General features: G+C 72.1%; 14 protein-coding genes and 1 tRNA gene. 6 read left to right on the top strand and 9 right to left on the bottom strand.

Going from position 1 to position 17646, the window contains the following annotated elements:
* Positions 1-39 precede the first annotated feature (39 nt).
* From WMF17_RS23435 to WMF17_RS23410, 6 genes are all read right to left on the bottom strand, one after another.
* Positions 40-663 (bottom strand): hypothetical protein, encoded by a 624-nt coding sequence (locus tag WMF17_RS23435; RefSeq protein WP_437643316.1) that lies wholly within the window; start codon positions 661-663, stop codon positions 40-42.
* Positions 660-1223 (bottom strand): FMN-binding protein, encoded by a 564-nt coding sequence (locus WMF17_RS23430; protein ID WP_437643314.1) that lies wholly within the window; start codon positions 1221-1223, stop codon positions 660-662. The genes WMF17_RS23435 and WMF17_RS23430 overlap by 4 nt, the downstream gene beginning before the upstream one ends.
* A gap of 143 nt (positions 1224-1366) precedes the next feature.
* Complete coding sequence (locus tag WMF17_RS23425) at positions 1367-2734, bottom strand: protoporphyrinogen/coproporphyrinogen oxidase (RefSeq protein WP_437595291.1); 1368 nt, start codon at positions 2732-2734, stop codon at positions 1367-1369.
* A gap of 21 nt (positions 2735-2755) precedes the next feature.
* On the bottom strand, positions 2756-4129 hold the full coding sequence (locus WMF17_RS23420; protein WP_437643312.1) for a hypothetical protein: 1374 nt from the start codon (positions 4127-4129) through the stop codon (positions 2756-2758).
* Positions 4130-4195: 66 nt separating this feature from the next.
* Positions 4196-5815 carry a hypothetical protein gene (locus tag WMF17_RS23415; RefSeq protein ID WP_437643310.1) on the bottom strand — a complete coding sequence of 540 codons (1620 nt, stop codon included), beginning with the start codon at positions 5813-5815 and terminating at the stop codon, positions 4196-4198.
* Positions 5812-6075, bottom strand: coding sequence for a hypothetical protein (locus WMF17_RS23410; protein WP_437643308.1), 264 nt, complete (start codon positions 6073-6075; stop codon positions 5812-5814). Before WMF17_RS23410 ends, WMF17_RS23415 begins: the two co-directional genes overlap by 4 nt.
* Before the next feature lie 127 nt (positions 6076-6202).
* On the opposite strand from WMF17_RS23410, the gene WMF17_RS23405 reads away from it, so the two are divergent.
* Together WMF17_RS23405 and WMF17_RS23400 are read left to right on the top strand one after the other, a co-directional pair.
* Positions 6203-6889: an SMI1/KNR4 family protein gene (locus tag WMF17_RS23405; RefSeq protein WP_437595287.1), complete on the top strand. Its 687-nt coding sequence runs from the start codon at positions 6203-6205 to the stop codon at positions 6887-6889.
* Positions 6890-7051: 162 nt separating this feature from the next.
* On the top strand, positions 7052-8554 hold the full coding sequence (locus WMF17_RS23400) for a serine/threonine protein kinase (protein WP_437643306.1): 1503 nt from the start codon (positions 7052-7054) through the stop codon (positions 8552-8554).
* 165 nt (positions 8555-8719) lie between these two features.
* On the opposite strand, the gene infC is transcribed toward WMF17_RS23400, so the two are convergent.
* From infC to WMF17_RS23385, 3 genes are all read right to left on the bottom strand, one after another.
* Complete coding sequence (gene infC / locus WMF17_RS23395) at positions 8720-9442, bottom strand: translation initiation factor IF-3 (RefSeq protein ID WP_437643304.1); 723 nt, start codon at positions 9440-9442, stop codon at positions 8720-8722.
* Between the two features lie 244 nt (positions 9443-9686).
* On the bottom strand, positions 9687-11753 hold the full coding sequence (gene thrS / locus WMF17_RS23390) for a threonine--tRNA ligase (RefSeq protein ID WP_437595284.1): 2067 nt from the start codon (positions 11751-11753) through the stop codon (positions 9687-9689).
* A 33-nt stretch (positions 11754-11786) separates the two neighbouring features.
* Positions 11787-11858 (bottom strand) — tRNA-Val (locus tag WMF17_RS23385).
* A gap of 433 nt (positions 11859-12291) precedes the next feature.
* On the opposite strand from WMF17_RS23385, the gene WMF17_RS23380 reads away from it, so the two are divergent.
* The 4 genes from WMF17_RS23380 to secF all read left to right on the top strand — a co-directional run bounded on the left by WMF17_RS23380 (position 12292) and on the right by secF (position 17604).
* Entirely contained in the window at positions 12292-13434 is a 1143-nt protein-coding gene (locus WMF17_RS23380) for a transketolase (RefSeq protein ID WP_437595283.1), read from the top strand.
* Between the two features lie 210 nt (positions 13435-13644).
* The gene (gene yajC, locus WMF17_RS23375) at positions 13645-14079 is read left to right on the top strand and encodes a preprotein translocase subunit YajC (protein ID WP_437595282.1); all 435 of its coding nucleotides are present in this window, start codon (positions 13645-13647) and stop codon (positions 14077-14079) included.
* Positions 14080-14134: 55 nt separating this feature from the next.
* Positions 14135-16288 carry a protein translocase subunit SecD gene (gene secD / locus WMF17_RS23370; RefSeq protein ID WP_437643302.1) on the top strand — a complete coding sequence of 718 codons (2154 nt, stop codon included), beginning with the start codon at positions 14135-14137 and terminating at the stop codon, positions 16286-16288.
* Between the two features lie 74 nt (positions 16289-16362).
* Positions 16363-17604: a protein translocase subunit SecF gene (secF, locus tag WMF17_RS23365; RefSeq protein WP_437643300.1), complete on the top strand. Its 1242-nt coding sequence runs from the start codon at positions 16363-16365 to the stop codon at positions 17602-17604.
* Positions 17605-17646: the final 42 nt, after the last annotated feature.

Here is a 17646-nt window from a genome sequence, read left to right as displayed (position 1 = left end):
CCCTTCGGTCCGGGGCCCCTCCGAACCTGCTCATGCGTCTCACTGCACCTCGTCGAGCGGCGCCGTGTCGCCCCGCCGCGACCGCCTGGGCAGCCACATGTCCACCGTCGAGACGACCGCCATGGCGCCGAGCGACAGCAGCATGGCCACGCCGGAGATCGGCATCAGCGCCGCGGCGCCGGGGGCGCTCCGGATGAGCCACGGCGCCGCCATGTGCAGCCCGCTCGTGACGACGGCCGCCACGACGCCCGCGGTGTGCAGCCACGACGGCAGCCGCGCGAGCAGCCAGAGGTGCGCGAGGATCAGCACGTAGACGGGCACGGAGAAGAGGTGGAAGTGGGTCACCTCGAGCAGCTTTCGCTCGGAGATCTGCTCGACCAGGACCCGCGGCGCCTCCGGCGCGCCGGGGAGCTCGAGCTCCGGGCCCAGGTCGAGCGCCGGCCCCTCGGCCGCGGCGGGCGCCTGCGGCGGGGCGGGCGGCGGCGCGGCGACCGGCGCGCCCGCGTAGTACGCGGCCGCCCCCGCGTCCTGCACCATCGCCCCGTAGAGGCGCCACGACACGAGCAAACCGAGGATCGACGCGAGCGTGAACGCCGAGTACAGGAGCTTCGCGCCGAGCGAGAGCGACCTCAGCCGCCCCGCCGCCGCGGTGAAATCTCTCACAGCGCGCCGCGCTTCAGCGCGAGCTGGAGGACGAGCGCGTCGCGCTTGACGCCGAGCGCGACGGAGCGGGACGAGATGGATGCGCCCGACACGATGTCGATGTCCTTGCCCGCGGTGATCGGGTCGCTCGCCGTCTTGCCCTGGAACTGGGCGCGGAAGCGATCGCCGCGGACCTCGTCGCCGTACGCCTCGCGGTACTCGAGGATCTCGATCCGCTCCACCGCGCCGGCCGTCGAGAACTTCACGGCGAAGTCGATCGGCTCGTGCATTCCCTTCTCTTCGTCCTTGATCGCGTAGCCGTCGGTCTTGCCGTCCGACTCGGCGACGTACACAACCCACTCGCGCTTGACCGGCGCGCCGAGCTTCTTGCCGACGTCCCGCGCCTCCACGTCGCTGAGGACGACCTTGCGATAGCCGACCTTCTTCGAGCTCGCGAAGAAGCTCTTCAGGACGGCAGGGATCGTCCAGTACGTCGCGCCGTGGGCGGGGAGCGCCGCGAGGACGAACGCGAGCGCGGTGGCTGCGGCGAAGTGGGCAGTGCGGAGACCGGAAGGACGCATCAAGGCTCCGACGAAACTGTCACTCATGAAAGTCAACGTCAACAGCGTTTGGCCCCTGGGTTTCGCTGCGGTGGGCGCGCGCCTCGGTTGCGCTCAGTTGCGCTCAGTTGCGTTCAGTTGCGTTCAGTTGCGTTCAGTTGCGTTCAGTCACGCACCTGTACGTCCAGGTAGCGTTCGGCGTTCAGCACCCACGCCTCAGGGCTGCGGCCGGCCTCGACGTGGGCCACCGCGTCGGCCGCGATCGCGACGCAGTGATCCAGGTTGCAGTGCAGGAAGAGCGCCTGCCGCCCGAAGGGGAGCGCGCCGAGCGCGGCGGCGCGGCGCATCGCTGCGCGCCAGCTCTCCAGCCAGCCGCGCCGGTAGAGCGGGTACACGCCCGGCACGAAGCGCTGGCGGACCTCGATCGGCGCCACGCCGCGCGGGGCGATGCCCGCGCGCACGAGCTGGTCGAGCAGCGCCTCGAGCGGCCGGCCCGAGGCGAAGTCGCGCCCGCGCCCCCAGGCGCCCTCGGGGATCTCGACGCACAGCACCGTCTCGCCCGGGCGGCGGAGATCGGGCGCGTAGTTCTGCAGCTCGGAGGCGCGGCCGAACCAGAAGCGCGGGTCGGGGCAGTAGTACGTCTCCGGGGCGCCGAGCCGCGCGCGCGGGTAGGCGAGGTAGACCAGGTAGAGGCCGCGGTGCTCGAGGCGCGCGTCGGGCACGAGAGCCGCGAGGTCGCCCGCGAACAGGACCGGCGCCGCGCCGGCGCGCGCGGCCATCCCGGCCAGGCCGAAGGCGGCGCCGCACTCGGCCTTGACGCCGGCCTCCGCGAGCCGCGCCTCGAGGTGCGCGATCAGCGACGAGATGCCCGCCGGCGGGTAGACGAACCGCGCGAGGTCCGCCGCCGCGCCGCCGCGGCCGAGGCCCTTGAACAGCGCGAGCGGGCTCGTGGTGCTGATCCGCTTCTTCGCGACGGTCTGCGAGAGCTCGGACGGCGGGATGCCCCAGACCTTCTCGGCGTAGGGCCGGTAGAACGACGCGTAGGCCGCGGCGCCGACGCGCTCGCGCACGAACCGCTCGAAGCCGACGTCCTCGCCGGCGATCGCGCGGTCGTGCTCCCAGCGGGCAAAGGCCGCGCGGCGGCCGCGCTGCGCCACGAAGCCGAGGCCCATCGCGGCGCCGGCGCGGAGGCCGAGCGCGCGCAGCATCGACGGGACGCTCGGGGGGTAGGGGACGTGGCGCTCGCCGAGCACGAGCACCCCGCGGCGCGGGCGCGACAGGAACGGGGAGCGCGCGTGCACCTCCCGGAAGAGCGGCTGCTCGAGCGCGGCCGGGTGGAGCCGGTGCGAGCCGAGGTCGCACGGCAGCCCGCGGAACAGCTCGGCGCCGGCGAGGCCGCCGGGGCGCGCCGCGCGCTCCAGGAGGCGCACGCGACGGCCGGCCCGCGCGAGCAGCAGGGCAGCGTAGAGGCCGGAGATGCCGGCGCCGACGACGAGGCGCTCGGGCCCCGCGTCGTCTGGGCGGAGTGACATGGGGAGCCTCGGACGGCGCGCTCAGTACATGAACCCGAGCCCGAAATTGAGCTGCGTCTGGTCTAACCCGAGGGTGCGGTCGCGCAGCTGGTAGTCGGCCTTCAGCACGACCCCCTGGGTCGGCCGGTACGAGGCCCCGACCGTGATCTCGCGGACCCCGTACGACGCGTTCGCCTTGTAGCCCTCCGGCACCGCGGACTGCGTGTCGTACGCCTCGAGGCGCGCGAACGGCAGGAGCTCGTGGCCCAGGCCGAGCGGGCGGAGCACGTCGTAGGCGGCCTCGACGTAGCCGCCGCGGAGCCGGGTGGCGACGGGGCTCGTGGGATCGATGAAATTGGGCGCGCCGCTCTCGTTGAACGAGACCATGAGGGCGCGCGCCTCGGGCAGGTGCCACTCGGCGAACAGGACCCGCGTCTCGAGGCCGCTCCTGCGCCAGCGCGCGTCGAGCGACCAGCCGAGGACCGGGATCGAGAGATCCACCGGAGTGCCGTCGCGGAGGAAGAATTTGCCATCGCCGTTCGACCCGGCGTCGCTCGCGTACACCGACGCGCCGGCGACGACCCCGAGGAGCGGCTCGGCCTCGACGCGCGCGACGCCGGCCCAGGCGTTGGCGCGGGCGAGCCCGGCGCTCTGCCGGCCGCCGGCGAGGCCGCCCGCGCGGAAGCCGAGCGGATCGAGGCCGGTCATCGCGTAGGCCTCGAAGCGCAGCCAGTCGAGCGGCTGCCCGAAGGCGCCGACGGCGATCTCGCGCCACGTCGAGGGGATGACGACGGTCTCCACCTTCGGCCGGACCACGCCGTGGAACACCGGCGGCTCGTGCCACGAGTTGATGATCCCCATCGGGACGAGCACGAGGCCCGCGCGCAGCCCGAGCGCGCGGCCTGCGGCGTTCCATTCGAGGTAGGCCTGCTCCAGCTCCGCGGCGCCGGGGCAGCTCGCGCAGGAGAGCGAGTGCTCCACCTCGAGCTCGACGTAGGACCGGATGTCGTTCGTGAACTCGTGCGCCACGAAGAGCACGAGCCGGGGGATGTCGGCGACCCACGCGCGCTCGCCCTCGCGGCCGGTCGTCGTGCCGCGGACGTGCACCTCGCCGTAGCCGCCGACGGAGGTGTTGCTCGCGCTCGCGCCGGCGCTCCGGAACCGCTGCTCGGTCAGTCCGCGCACGAGCTCGTGCTCCGGCGCCTGCCCGGCGCCGAGGCCGATGGCGGGCTCCCGGGGAGCCGGCGGCGGCGCGGCATGCTCGGGCGGGAGGTCGAGGACCGGGCCGTCCGGCGCGGGCTGCGCGGCGGGCGCGGGCTGCGCGGCGGGCGCGGGCTGCGCGGCGGCCGCGAAGGGCAGCAGCGCGCTGAGGACGACGCCCGCAGAGCGAGGCCACAAGGACGATATTGCTTTCATGACGAGGGCCGGGGCTCGGCAGGGCGGAAGTCTTCGCGCCCCCGAAAACGGAGGTCAACCTCGTTTTCAGCGGGAGAGCGCGCTGCCCGTCGAGCGCGGGAGCGATCGATCCATCGGAGGCCCACCGGGCAGCGCCTCGAGCAGGGCGAGGTCGCTCCAGAGCGCGTCGACGTAGCGCGAGCGCGGGCGCGCGAAGCGGATCGAGATCGCATGGCCGCGGCCGGCGAGCGCGTCGCGCGCCGCCGGCGAGAGCGCCTCGCTCGTGATGAGCGCGCCGCCCGGGCCGGCCTGCTCGACGGCGCGGACGAGCTCGGCGTCGCTGCGCACGCGCACCGGCCGCCGGCCCGGCGCGCCCTCCTGGATCATCCGGTCGAGGTCGCGCGTGAGCACCGGGCGCTGCTCGGCGCGGGCGTCGCGGAGGAAGCCGACGATCGCGGCCGCGGGCGAGGGCGCCCGGTGCTCGCGCGCGAGGACGATCGCGTCGACGAGCCATTGCGCCGCGAGCGCCGCGACCAGGGCGGCGGGCGCGGCCGAGCGGAGCGCGCGGCCGCGCGGCGCGCTCGCCGCCGGCGAGAGCGCAGGCGAGAGCGCCGCCGCGCCGGCGGCCAAGGCGACGAGCAAGGGCGGGACGAGCGGGAGCCAGTGCCGCGGCTTGTAGGCGATGTTCTGCCCGAGGAGCGCCCAGACGAAATAGGCGAGCGCCGAGGCCCAGAGCTCGGGCTGGTCTCGCGCCGCGCGCGCGGCGCGCTGGAGAGGCGCGACGCGGAGCGCGGCGGCGGCGAGGAGCGCGATCAGGATCGGCGCGCCCAGCCAGCGCGCCGCCGGCGCGTCCGGCCACGCGCCGCCGAGGCCGTTGGCCCAGATCCCCCAGAGCACGCCGTGGAGCCGCTCGGCCGGCGACGAGACGGTGATCGCCGTCCCTCCCCAGCGGGTGAAGTGCCCGAGCCCCTGGACCCACGTCGCCGCGACGAGGTCGCGCGGCGTCGCGATCAGCACGAGCGGGACGAGCCACGCGAGCGCGCCGGTCGCGAGGTCGCGGCCGCGCGCGAGCCACGCGAGGCGGCCGCCCTCGCTGCGGGCGATGACGGCGAGGCAGGCGAGCGCGAACGGGAAGTACGAGAGCCGCACGCCGAGCCCGACGCCGAGCAACACGAGCGCGCACGTGCGCGAGCGCGCGGCGCGCGCCTCGCGGGCGGCGATCTCGGGCGGCCCCGTCAGGGCGACCCCAGGCGCGCGGCGGAGGTGCCGCGCGCGGGCGCAGAGCCAGAGCGCCGCGGTCGTCACCGCGGCGCCGGCCATGTCGCTGAGGAGCTTCTCGGACGACAGCCACAGGAACGGCGAGGCGAGCGCGAGCACCCCGGCGAACACCGCGGCGCGCCGCCCGGCGACCGCGTGGGCGAGCAGGGCGGTGAAGGCGACGGTGGCCGCGCCCGCCGCGGCGCTGACGAGGGCGAGCGCGGCGCGCGGCGAGGCGCCGAGCAGCGCGAGCCCCTTCGCCGCGGCGATGAACACGGGATAGTACGGCGCATGCGGGCGAAGCGCGGCCACGTCGAAGCGCTCCACGCCGAGCGCGAACCGGAGCGCGTCGATGTCCTCGTCGTGGTCGATGCGGAAGAGCAGGCGGGAGGCGAGCGCGGCGGCGGCGAGCGCGGCGAGCGCGACGACGTCGCGCCGCTCCTCCCTCACGAGCCCGAGCCGGAGCCCGAGCCTGGCGCGTGCGTCGGCGCGCCGCAGTCCGGCGGATCCGCGCTGGCCGCCCCGGCGCCGGTGGTCGCGCCCGAGCCGGAGCCCGAGCCGGGGAGCGGCGCAGCCGGCGTGTCGCACTGATCGAACAGCTCCTCGCCCGCGTAGTCGAGGCACGCGGTCGCGAGCGACGCGACGACGAACGTGACGCCCGCCGCCACGAAGGCGGTGCGCAGGGATGCCCAGGAGCCCAAGCCGATCACGCAAGCACCGTGCCGCCAGCGCAAATGCCTGTCAAGCGCGCGCGCTCCGCGCGCCGACCCGGTGCGGCGGTGTCGGGGATCGCGCGTTTTTTGCTCCTACCGGCGCCGGGCGCGTAGGGTCGCGCGCATGGAGTGGCTCGAGTCGATGCACCGCATCCGCGCGCTCAAGCTGGAGCTCGCGCGGATGGACCCGCGGCGGGGAATGCCGATCGCGCCGCCGTCCGGGGCCTCCGCGGCGGAGATCGCCGGCGTCGAGCGCCGCCTCGGGATGCCGCTGCCGCCGAGCTACCGCGAGCTGCTCTCGCGGCACGACGGCTGGCCGCAGCTGTTCGCCGGCGCCAGCCTGCTCGGGGTGCGCGCGCTCGCGCGCGGCTCGTACATGGATGTCGGGCGGATGGTGCTCGAGCACTGCGAGGGCCAGGGGGCGCGCGGCGCATGCGAGGACGACGCCGCGCCAAAGACCGTGCGCGGCCGCTACGGTGCGCGGAGCGCGCTCGTCCCGTTCGGCATCGACGCGGCGGCCGAGACGGTCTTCGCCTGGGATCCGGAGGCGAGGGCGCCCGACGGCGAGCTCGAGATCATCCTCTGGACGAACGACCTCGGTCTTCGCCTCGCGGGCTTCGCGGAGCTCCTCGACATGGTGAAGGAGATGCTCGCCGCGGAGCTCGACGATCGCCGGAAGCGCGCCGCCGCGCAGCTCGATCTGACGCCGCGCCCTCGCGCGGTGGTCGCGCCGAGGAGCCGCGCGCGCGCGGTGGCGGTGCCGCTCACACCCGCGCCTCGCGCGTTCGCGAGGAGCGCGCTCACGGGCTGAGCCGGCGCCGTCTGCCGAGCCCGGCCGCGGCGCTGCCCGCGTGAGCTCGCGCCCGAAAGGGCCTGGAACGCGCTCGTCACAGACCCCGCGATCGCGCGTGGGACCCCGGGTACAGCCGGTTGTTTCCGCGCACAGCGTGGGACGTGATGTACTAGTCGGAGCATGACGGAAGCCCACCAGCAGCAGCGCTACCGGGTCATCGAGCGGCTCGCTTCGGGCGGCATGGCCGAGGTCTTCCTCGCCGAGAGCGCGGGGATCGAGGGGTTCAAGAAGCAGGTCGCGATCAAGCGCGTGCTCCCGCACCTGAGCGAGAAGAAGCGCTTCATCGCGATGTTCCTCGATGAGGCGCGGCTGTCCGCGCACCTCTCCCACTCCAACGTCGCGCAGGTGTTCGACATCGGGGTCGGCGACAACGCCTACTTCATCGTGATGGAGTACGTGGACGGCGCCGATTTGAAGGCCGTCCTCGAGTCGATGCGCAAGGCTGGGCGCATCCTCCCGGTCGAGTCCGCCGTGTTCATCACGGGCAAGCTCTGCGAGGGGCTCACGTACGCTCACGAGCTCAAGGGGGCCGACGGGCACCCGCTCAAGATCGTGCACCGGGACATGTCGCCTCCGAACGTGCTCATCACCAAGTACGGCGAGGTGAAGATCGTCGACTTCGGCCTCGCCAAGGCGACGAGCCAGCTCGAGAAGAGCGAGGCGGGGATCATCAAGGGCAAGTTCAGCTATCTCTCACCCGAGGCCGCGCAGGGCCTCGAGGTCGATCCCCGCACCGACATCTTCGCGGCCGGCGCCATCCTCTGGGAGATGCTCTCGGGGAAGCGGCTCTTCCTCGGCGAGACCGACTACCAGACCGTCAAGCTCGTGCAGCAGGCGCAGATCCCGCCGCTCTCCGAGATCAACAAGGCGGTTCCTCCGGAGCTCGATCGCATCATCGCCCGCTCGCTGGCCCGCGACCCCGGTGATCGCTACAGCTCCGCGCGCGAGCTCGGCCGGGATCTCACGACCTTCCTGTACAGGTACGGCCGGCCGGTCAGCGCGTACGACATCGCCGAGCACGTCCGCAGCGCCATGGCGCTGCGCAAGCGCGCCCCCGCGTCGGACAAGGCGTCGTTCATCGACAGGCTCATCGAGGAGACGCTGCTCGAGTTCACGTCGCTCCCGGACGACAAGGCGGCGCCGAGCGCTGCGCGGCCGAACGAGCCGCTCAAGATCTCGGCCTTCGAGGACATCGGCAAGTGGGCCGACGAGCTCAAGATCTCGGCGCCCGGCGAGGACCTCATGCGGCAGTCCCTCGCCGCGGTCTCGGTCGAGGCGGGCAACCTCGCCGCGCTCGAGGAGCCCGAGGAGGTCGCTCCACCCGCCACGCTGCCCGCGTACTCGGCCGCGGAGCAGCCGCTCGCGCCGCCGCTCCCCGCGCGTCAGCCGCTCGAGAGGAGGGCCGAGCCGACCCTGGCCTCCCCGCAGCCCGTGCCTGCGCCACAGCCCCCTGCGCCGCCCTCGCGCGTGCTGGCGCCGCCAGCCACGGCCGCGCCGCGCGACCTGGAGCCGGAGCTCCGTCCACTCAGGACAGGGGGAGGCGCGGTGAAGGCTGTGCTGCTCGTCGCCGCGCTGGCGGTCCTCGCCGCAGGGGCGTGGCTCGGCGGCTTGATCCCGCACTGAGCCGGCAGCGCGCGAGCGCCTCGCCGCGCCCGCGGACGTTCGAGGGAGAGGGCGCGCCCCCCGCGACGCAGAAGCGAGCGCGCCACGCGAGCTCCCGCGGGCGGCGCGATGCGCGCCCCACGGCAGCCGCAGCTGCCGTCGTGGCGCACGCTCTCCCCGGGCGGGTTACTCGGTCCCTCCCTCGGCCTCGTCGTCGTCGTCGTCGTCGTCTTGCTCTTCGAGCTGCCTCTCGAGCTTCTCGATCTCCTCGTCCTCTTCGTCCCCGGTGGGAGCGGCGCGTCCTTCCTGGAGCGCCTTCTGGCGGGCCCTCTCCGCGGCGACGCGGGCCTGGGCCACCTTCTGCAGGATGGCGGGCTTGGGCGCCATCATCAGCGTCATCGTGCGCTGCTCCATCATCGGGCGCACCTCGACGTTCGCGATCTCCTCGCAGTGCTGGACGATCCAGTCGAGCTGCTCCTGCGCCTTCTCCGGGTGCGTGATCTCGCGGCCGCGGAAGCGGACCGTGAACTTCACCTTGTGACCTGCGCCGAGGAACCGATGCGCAGCCCTGGTCTTGAACTCGAGATCGTGGTCGTCCGTCTTGGGACGGAGCTTGATCTCCTTGATCTCCACCACACTCTGCTTGCGCTTCGCCTCGCGGGCCTTCTTCTTCTCGTCGTACTTGTACTTGCCGAAGTCGAGGATCTTGCAGACCGGAGGATCCGCCTTCGGGTTGACCTCGACGAGGTCGAGCCCCTTCTCCTGTGCTCGGCGCAGCGCCTCGTGGGTCTGCATGATGCCGAGCATCTCGCCATCATCGCCGATGACGCGGATTTCCGGGACGCGGATGCGCTGGTTGATGCGGATCTGCGGCCCCCGCTGGGCCTGCCGAGGGTCGAAGCGTCTCATCGCCATGTGGTATTTCGCTGCCTCCTTGTGTTCTGTGATTCTGAAAGCGACGGACCGCCGCTTCGCGACCGAAGGTGGTCGCGGCGACCATCACCACGCCAATGTCGCCTGACTCCGCGCCGCAGGCAACGGCAGCAAGCACGACGGCCGCCGCGGCGCAGGGGCGCTCGGGAGCCCTGAGCTGCCGGGCTCGACGGGGGTAGGGAAGGGCCTGCCGGCGAGAAGGGCCAGCCGGAACGGCTGGTCACGAACCGGAGGCGCTCACAGCGAGGCGAGGCGGCTTCGACTCCGCGGCGAGCCGGTCGGCGAAGTCCTCGAGCGGCATCGCCCCGAGGTCCTTGTTGAGGTCGCGCGACCGGGGGGCGACCTTGCGGCCCTCCGCCTCCTTGTCGCCGACCACGACCACGTACGGGACGCGCGTCAGCCGCGCCGCCCGGATCTTGGCGCCGAGCTTGTCGGAGCTGAGGTCGGCCCTCGCCCGGAGCCCGCGGCCCCGGAGGTACGCCACCACGTCCTCTGCGTAGGCGGCCTGCTTCTCGCTGACCGTGACGATGACCGCCTGCTCCGGGGCCAGCCAGGCTGGGAAGGCGCCCCCGATGTGCTCGAGGTACACTGAGAAGAACCGCTCGAGCGAGCCGAGGATCGCCCGGTGGAGCATCACGGGGCGGTGGGCGCCGCCGTCGGCGCCTGTGTACTCGAGCTCGAAGCGGTCGGGCAGCGCGTAGTCCACCTGGATCGTGCCGAGCTGCCAGCTCCGGCGCAGCGCGTCCTCGACGTGGAACTCGAGCTTCGGGCCGTAGAACGCGCCCTCCTCGGGCGCGATCTCGAAGGGGAGGCCGGCTTGCTTCAGCGCGTCCGCGAGCGCGGCCTCCGCGGCGTCCCACTGCGCGTCGGTGCCGATGCGCTTCTTGGGTCGGGTCGCGAGCTTGATGTCGATCTTGGCGAACCGGAACGCGGCGTACACCTCGAGCAAGAGCCGCAGGAACGCCTGGATCTCGCCCTGCATCTGCTCCGGAGCGCAGAAGATGTGGGCGTCGTCCTGGCAGAAGCTCCGCACCCGGGCGAGGCCGTGGACGACGCCGCCGCGCTCGTACCGGTGGAGCCGCCCGAAGTCGGCGAGCCGCCACGGCAGCTCCCGGTAGCTGCGCCGCCGCTGGCCGAAGATGAGGCAGTGGCTCGGGCAGTTCATCGGCTTCTGGGCGAGCCGCTCGAGCTCCGCGAGCTGCTCCAGGACCGCGGCGTCGCGCTTCTTGTCCGCTTCCTTGTAGATCGCCGCGTCCGCCTCCCCCGGAGAGACCCCGAGACGGAGCGCGAGCCGCGCCGCGTCCAGATGCTCCGCCGTGACGGGGAGGTACATGTTCTCGCGGTAGTTCGGCAGGTGCCCGCTCGTCTCGAACAGGCGCTTGTCGAAGATCTGCGGCGTGATGACCTCCTCGTAGCCGTAGTCGACGTAGAGGCCGCGCATGTACTGGACGAGCGCGTTGTAGACGTGCGCGCCGCGCGGCAGGAGGAAAGGCATCGCCGGCGCGATCTCGTGGAACATGAAGAGCTCGAGCTCTTTCCCGAGCTTCCTGTGGTCGCGCTCCTTGGCCTCCGCGAGCAGCTTCAGGTGCTCGTCGAGCGCCGCCTGGCTCGGGAACGCCGTGCCGTAGATGCGCTGGAGCATCGGGTTGCGCTCGTCGCCGCGCCAGTAGGCGCCGGCCACGCTGACCAGCTTGATGGCCTGGAGCAGCGAGGCGTCCGGCACGTGCGGGCCCTCGCAGAGGTCGACCCACTCGCGCTCGCCGTCGCTGTGCCGGTAGAGCGAGACGTCCTCGCCCGCCGGGATCGCGTCGATGATCTCGCGCTTGTAGGTCTCGCCCATCTGCGCGAAGAGCTCGTGCGCCGCCTCGCGGCTCACCACGTCGCGCCGGAACGGGCGGCCCGCGGCGATGATCTCGCGCATCTTCGCCTCGATCTTGGCGAGATCCTCGTCCGTGAAGGGGCCGGTCGGCTTGTCGAAATCGTAGTAGAAGCCCGCGTCGATGGCGGGGCCGATCGTGACCTTCGTCCCCGGGAAGAGGCGCTGCACGGCGTCGGCCATGATATGCGCCGTCGAGTGCCGGATGATGCGCAGGCCTTCCGGATCGCTCGTCCGCACCGGCTCGATCCGGGTCGAGCCGTCGCGCTGGAACGGGGTGTGGAGATCGACGAGGCGCCCGTTGACGCGGGCGCCGATGACGGTGCGGTCCTTGGCGATGTCGTCGGCGAGAGCCTCGCGCACCGTGGTGCGGGCCGCCGAGGCGGCCTGGGCTGTCTGATCGAGGGCCATGAAACCTCGCAGGCTAGGTCTCCTGCTGATTTGTAGGCGCGGCCGGTTTCGAACCGGCGACCCCTACCGTGTCAAGGTAGTGCTCTACCACTGAGCTACGCGCCTATGTCCCGCTCGCTCGACGCGATGCCGACGAAACGGAGAGCGCCTCCTAGCAAGGGCCGGAGAGCCCGTCAAGCGATCTATTTTTGGGGATCGCTTTTCTCGGGAGCGCACCGGTCGCGATGCCCCTGCACGGGAGGCCGCGCGCGGGCCTCGTGGGGGCGCCAGGTCGGTCGCCAGATCGTTGCGGCGTCAGGTCCCCGGTGCGCCGGGCCGAGCGCGAGGGGGCAGCCACGCTCGGGGGTGAGCTTGGCCATGCGACCCCGCCCGGAGGCCGCGTGAGGCAGGAGCTTCACCCGAGATGAAAGCTCCGTTTCTTGGAGTTACGTCCAGACATGGATGAGCGGGATCGCCGCACGCATCGGTCCGGTTTTCTCGCGCAATCCGAGCGCGCTCGCGCTTGACCTCGCGTGCGGCTCGGGCGACGAACGGCTGGATGGCAGGGCCTGAAGGTCTGGGCTCGCCGCCGGATCCGGCGGCGGTGATCGCACATGTCGAGGTGGCCGCGGGGAGCACGCTCTTCGCCGCGCATGCGGCGGTGCCCGGCGATCTGCCGATCGAGCGCGCCGCGTCCGCGGCCGAGGCGATCCGCGGCGCAGCGGCCCGCACGCGCGCCGGACAGCGGGCCAGCGTGGTGCTGGGCGCCCACGAGCTCGTCGGGGCGCTCGCCGCGCTCGGCGAGGCGGCGGCGGTGCGGACGCCGGTCACCGTGCACGTCATCGAGCGCCGCGGCGGGCTCGCCGTGGGGCGCGACGAGCTCGCGCCGGCGCTCGACGTCGGCGCGGGGGTGCTGGTCACCTGGAGCAGCCAGGACGCGGCCGACGTGGCGCTCGTGGCGCGGCGCGCCGCCGAGGACAGCGAGACGCCGTTCCTGCACGTCGTCGACGCGCTGCCCTCGGACGTGTCCGCCCTCGGCGCCGCGCGCGATCTCGCCGCGCGCTTCCTCGGCCCGGAGCGGGGCGCGCCGACCTTCACCGACGCGGCGCCGGGCGAGAGCGACGGCGACGGGGGCCCTCGCCCGCAGGGCCGCAGCGTCGTGCGGAAGCGGGCCGAGCGGAGCTTCTGCGCGCGGGTGCCGTTCGCGCTCGCCAGCGCGATGCGGGAGCTCTGCGAGCTGACCGGGAGGTCTCTCGGCGCGATCGAGCGCGTCGACACCGCCGACGCGGAGGAGATCATGGTCGTCGTGGGCTGCGCGTTCCCGGCGGCCCGCGAGGTCGTGCGCAGCCTGCGCGCGCAGGGGCGGCGCGTCGGGCTCGTGGGGGTGCGCGCGCTGCGGCCGTTCTACGGCGCGGAGGTGGTGAAGACCCTCGGGCGGGCCAAGGCCATCGTGGTGCTCGAGCCGCTCGACGAGCCCCTCGCGCCGCAGGGGCACGTCGCCGCCCTGGTGAAGGCCGCCTTCGCGGACGCGCTCACGTGGGCCCCAGGCTTCCCGGGCGTCGGGCGCATCCCGCCGATCCTCTCCGCGACGTTCGCGACGATCGACGGCACGATCACCGAGCGCGACGTGCGCCTGTCGCTCGCCGAGATCGCGAGCGGCGAGCGGGCCCGCCGGCACATGGTGTTCGGCAGCGACGGCTGACCTCGGCGCTCTGGGTACCGCGTCCCGCGCGGCGGGGTAGGGCGGGACCGGAAAGGGCCGTAAGGCTGCATTCCCGGCGTGCCCGGGTGAGGCTGCCCGCCTAGCTCCTTGCGCGACCCTTGGATCCTGGGTATGGAGGCGGGCCCCGGGGGTTGGGAGAGGCCTGCAATTTGCGGGCGAGCCCGTCGGGGCCCGGAGACACGCGTCACCTTGGCAAGCTCAAACTGGTTCCAGCCGAACGCCGCCCCCGGGCGCGCGGGCAACGCGCCCGCGACGCCGGTTGAAGGTCAACCGCCGCCTCCGTCCGGGGGACAGGAGGCGCAACCTGCGCCGTTCGGCGGAGGGGCCTTTTCGTTCCTCATCCTGGCGCTGCCGCTGCTGCTCATCTTCGTGATGACGCGGAGCCAGAAGAAGAAGCAGCAGCAGATCGAGTCGAACCTCAAGGTGGGCGACCGGGTCGTCACCCAGGCCGGGCTCCTCGGGAGGATCACCGACATCAGCCCGAACTCGCCCCGGGTCAAGCTGGAGATCGCCCCCGGCGTGAACGTGCAGATCCTGAAGAGCGTGATCCAGGGCCACGACCCGGGCGAGGTCGCGGCGGCAGACGCCAAGGTCGCCGACGCCGCGAAGGACAAGAAGTCGTAGGCCGGCGCTCGGTCCAACAGGAAGCTCATTACCGCCCCTCGCGGCGCCCCACTCCATGCTCCTAAACATCTTCCAGTACGGGTTCGCCGGCGTCGCCGGTCTGTGCCTCCTCGGCGCGTGGCTCAGCCGTTCGCGGCGCAGCGTCTTCGCCTGGGCGGCGCTCTCCGCCGGCGCCGCCGCGTTCGCGGCCCACTACCAAGTGTTCTGGGCCCTCGCGACGTTCGGCCTGATGGTGCCGTGGGCGCTGCTCTGCACCGGGCCGTGGATCGACTTTGCGTGGCGGGCGAAGACGGGCTTCGTGCTGTTCCTCGCGCTCGGCGCCGCGCTCTGCATCTACCCGACCTACCACGACGAGCGGTTCGGCCGCCCCGATCACACCGGCGTCCCGTCGGACGAGCTGTCGGAGCAGGAGACCCAGGCGAGGCGGGGAGATCTCGGGTTCAGCCGCTTCCTGACCTCGAACATCCCGTTCCGGCTGGTGCGCGGGCTCGATCTGAAGGGCGGCCTCCGCCTTGTCTACACGGTCGACGTCGACGAGGCGATCAGCGACAAGCGCGACCGGTACTACGACGATCTGCGCGCGGCGCTCGCGACGGCGTTCGGGTTCCACGAGGGCGACAAGCCGCCGACGATCGAGGAGATGCAGAAGCTCCAGACGAAGCTCCGCATCGAGAAGTCGCGCGAGCATGCCGACACGATCGTGATCACCTTCAACGACCCGGCGGACGCCGAGAAGATCAACAGCGATTTCCTCGCGAAGTTCCTCGGAGAGATGCAGCTCCAGCGCTCGTCGGACCGCGGCGTCGCGAGGTTCCGGATCCGCGACGAGGTCGCGAGCGGCATCCGCGAGCGCGCGGTGACGCAGGCCAAGGAGACGGTGCTCCGCCGCATCGACGGCCTCGGCCTCAAGGAGGCGAGCGTCTCGGCGCGCGACGAGGACGTGATCATCGAGGTCCCCGGCGACGACGAGAGCTCCTTCAGCACGATCCGCGAGATCATCAGCCAGACGGCGCGGCTCGAGTTCAAGATGGTCGACGACGACCAGGACTTCTTCGAGCCGATCGCGAAGAGCGCCAAGGAGGAGGATCTCCCGAAGGGGCTGACGTTCTCGATCGAGAACGCGCCGGTCGGCCCCGGGAAGACCAAGCCGGTCCACTTTGCCCGGATGGTGCGCGCCGAGCACGAGGAGCTGCGCGACACGCTGAAGCGGCTGCGCGAGTGGGTCGGGACGCTCCAGGTCCCGGCGGACAACGAGGTCGGCTACGGCAAGCTGTACGAGTACAACGAGGAGAAGGACGTCATCGAGGAGATCGGCTGGCGGACGTATTTCCTCTTCAGCAAGGCCGAGATCACGGGCGACATGGTGCGCGACGCGCAGGCGCTCCCGGATCAGAGCGATGGGGGCCTCGGCGGCTGGTACGTGTCGATGGAGTTCACCCCGACCGGCGCCGACCGGTTCGAGGACATCACCGGCCGGAACGTCAAGCGGCGGTTCGCCATCATCCTCGATGAGAAGGTCGAGAGCGCGCCGGTCATCCAGACGAAGATCGGCGGCGGACGCGCGCAGATCACGATGGGCTCGCAGAACCCCGACCAGCAGCTCCAGGACGCGCGCAAGCTCGAGCTGGTGCTCCGGTCGGGCGCGCTGCCGGCCCCGATCTCCCCGTCGAACGAGCAGCGCATCGGCCCGTCGCTGGGCAAGGACGCCATCCAGCAGAGCATGAAGGGCGCGATCGCGAGCGGGCTGCTCGTCGTCGTGTTCATGGTGGTGATCTACAGCCGCGCCGGGCTCATCGCGGACGCCGCCGTCATCTTCAACCTCATCCTGCAGGTCGCGGTCCTCGCGATGTTCGGCGCGTCGATGACGCTGCCCGGCATCGCCGGCCTCGTGCTCACCATGGGCATCGCGGTCGACGCCAACGTGCTGATCAACGAGCGCATCCGGGAGGAGCTCCGGGCCGGGAAGAGCCCGCGCGCCGCGGTCGACGCCGGCTACGACAAGGCGTTCAGCGCCATCCTCGACGGCCACGTGACCACGCTGATCTCCGGGCTCATCCTCGCGCAGTACGGCACCGGCCCGATCAAGGGTTTCGCGATCACGCTGATCGTCGGCATCGCCATCAGCCTGTTCACGGGGGTCGTGTGCACCCGCCTGGTGTTCGACTGGGCCGTCCGCGGCCGGAAGATCAAGACGCTCTCGCTCGGCTGACAACGGGGCCGCGAGAGCGGATCCCCGACCTTTGAGGGAGAACGCGAGAGCGGATCTCCGATTGAGACACGACGATGGAACTCATCAAACCTGGCCGTCAGTTCGACTTCATGAGCAAGCGCTGGCTCTTCATCGGGCTCAGCGGGGTGCTGCTCCTCCTGTCGATCATCTCGTTCATCGTGCCGGGGCCGAAGCTCGGGACCGATTTCAAGGGCGGCACCGAGATCGAGGTCGCCTTCGAGGCTCCGGTCTCCAGCGCCGAGGTGCGCGAGGCCGTCTCGAAGTCGGGCTTCGACTCCCCGGACATCGTGTCCGTCGCGGACCAGGCGAACCCGAACCGCTACCTCATCCGGGTCCACGAGGTCTCCGCGCTGTCGGAGCCGCAGAAGGCGGCGGTGCGCGATCGGATGTGCCTGGCGCCCGAGGACGGCTCCGTCCCCGAGGACCGCTGCCCGCAGGCGGTGCGCGCCACCGAGGTCAAGTTCAGCCCCGGCGGTGACAAGATCTCCGCCCGCTACGACGTCGCGCCCGACCTGGAGGGGATCAAGAAGCAGCTCGAGGGCGTCGAGGGGGTCGATCTCAGGCCCGGCGCGAACAACCCGCTCGTCGTGAGCGAGCGCGACAACAAGGTCGAGCTCTACCTGAAGTCCAAGGGCGACCAGCTGATGGACGGCCTCCGGGAGCACCTCGGCGCGGACAAGGTGCCCGACCAGGCGCTCCGGGTCGAGTGGATCGGGCCGAAGGCCGGCGCGCAGCTGCGGGACGCGGCCATCAAGAGCGTCCTCATCACGATCTTCTTCATCATGGCGTACATCGCGTTCCGGTTCGACGTCCGGTTCGCGCCCGGCGGCATCCTCGCGCTCGTCCACGATGTCGGCATCGCGCTCGGCGCGATGGTGATCACGCAGCGGGAGATCACCCTCTCCACCGTCGCCGCGCTGCTCACGATCGTCGGCTACTCGATCACGGACACGGTCGTCGTCTACGACCGGATCCGCGAGAACCTGGGGAAGCACCGCGACATGAGCTTCGCCGCCGTCATCAACTTCTCGCTCTCCGAGATGCTCGGACGCACCATCCTCGTGTCGTTCACGACGTTCCTGTCGCTCGTCATGTTCCTCTTCTACGGAACGGGCGTCATCCGGGACTTCGCGTTCACGCTCGTCGTCGGCATCGTCGTCGGGACGTACTCCTCCATCTACGTCGCCGCGCCGCTCACCGAGTGGATCGACCGCAAGTTCTTCGGCTCGAACTCCAGCAAGCGCAAGAAGGTCAACCGCGTCCGCACGCAGAAGCGCGCCGACGCGGTCGTCTGACCGCCTCGCCGTGATCGCGGCCGCTCGCGCAGCCGGGACGCA

This window comes from Sorangium sp. So ce362 (assembly GCF_051519845.1).
Lineage (GTDB): Bacteria > Myxococcota_A > Polyangia > Polyangiales > Polyangiaceae > Sorangium.
This window is presented reverse-complemented; position numbering and strand designations above follow the sequence as displayed.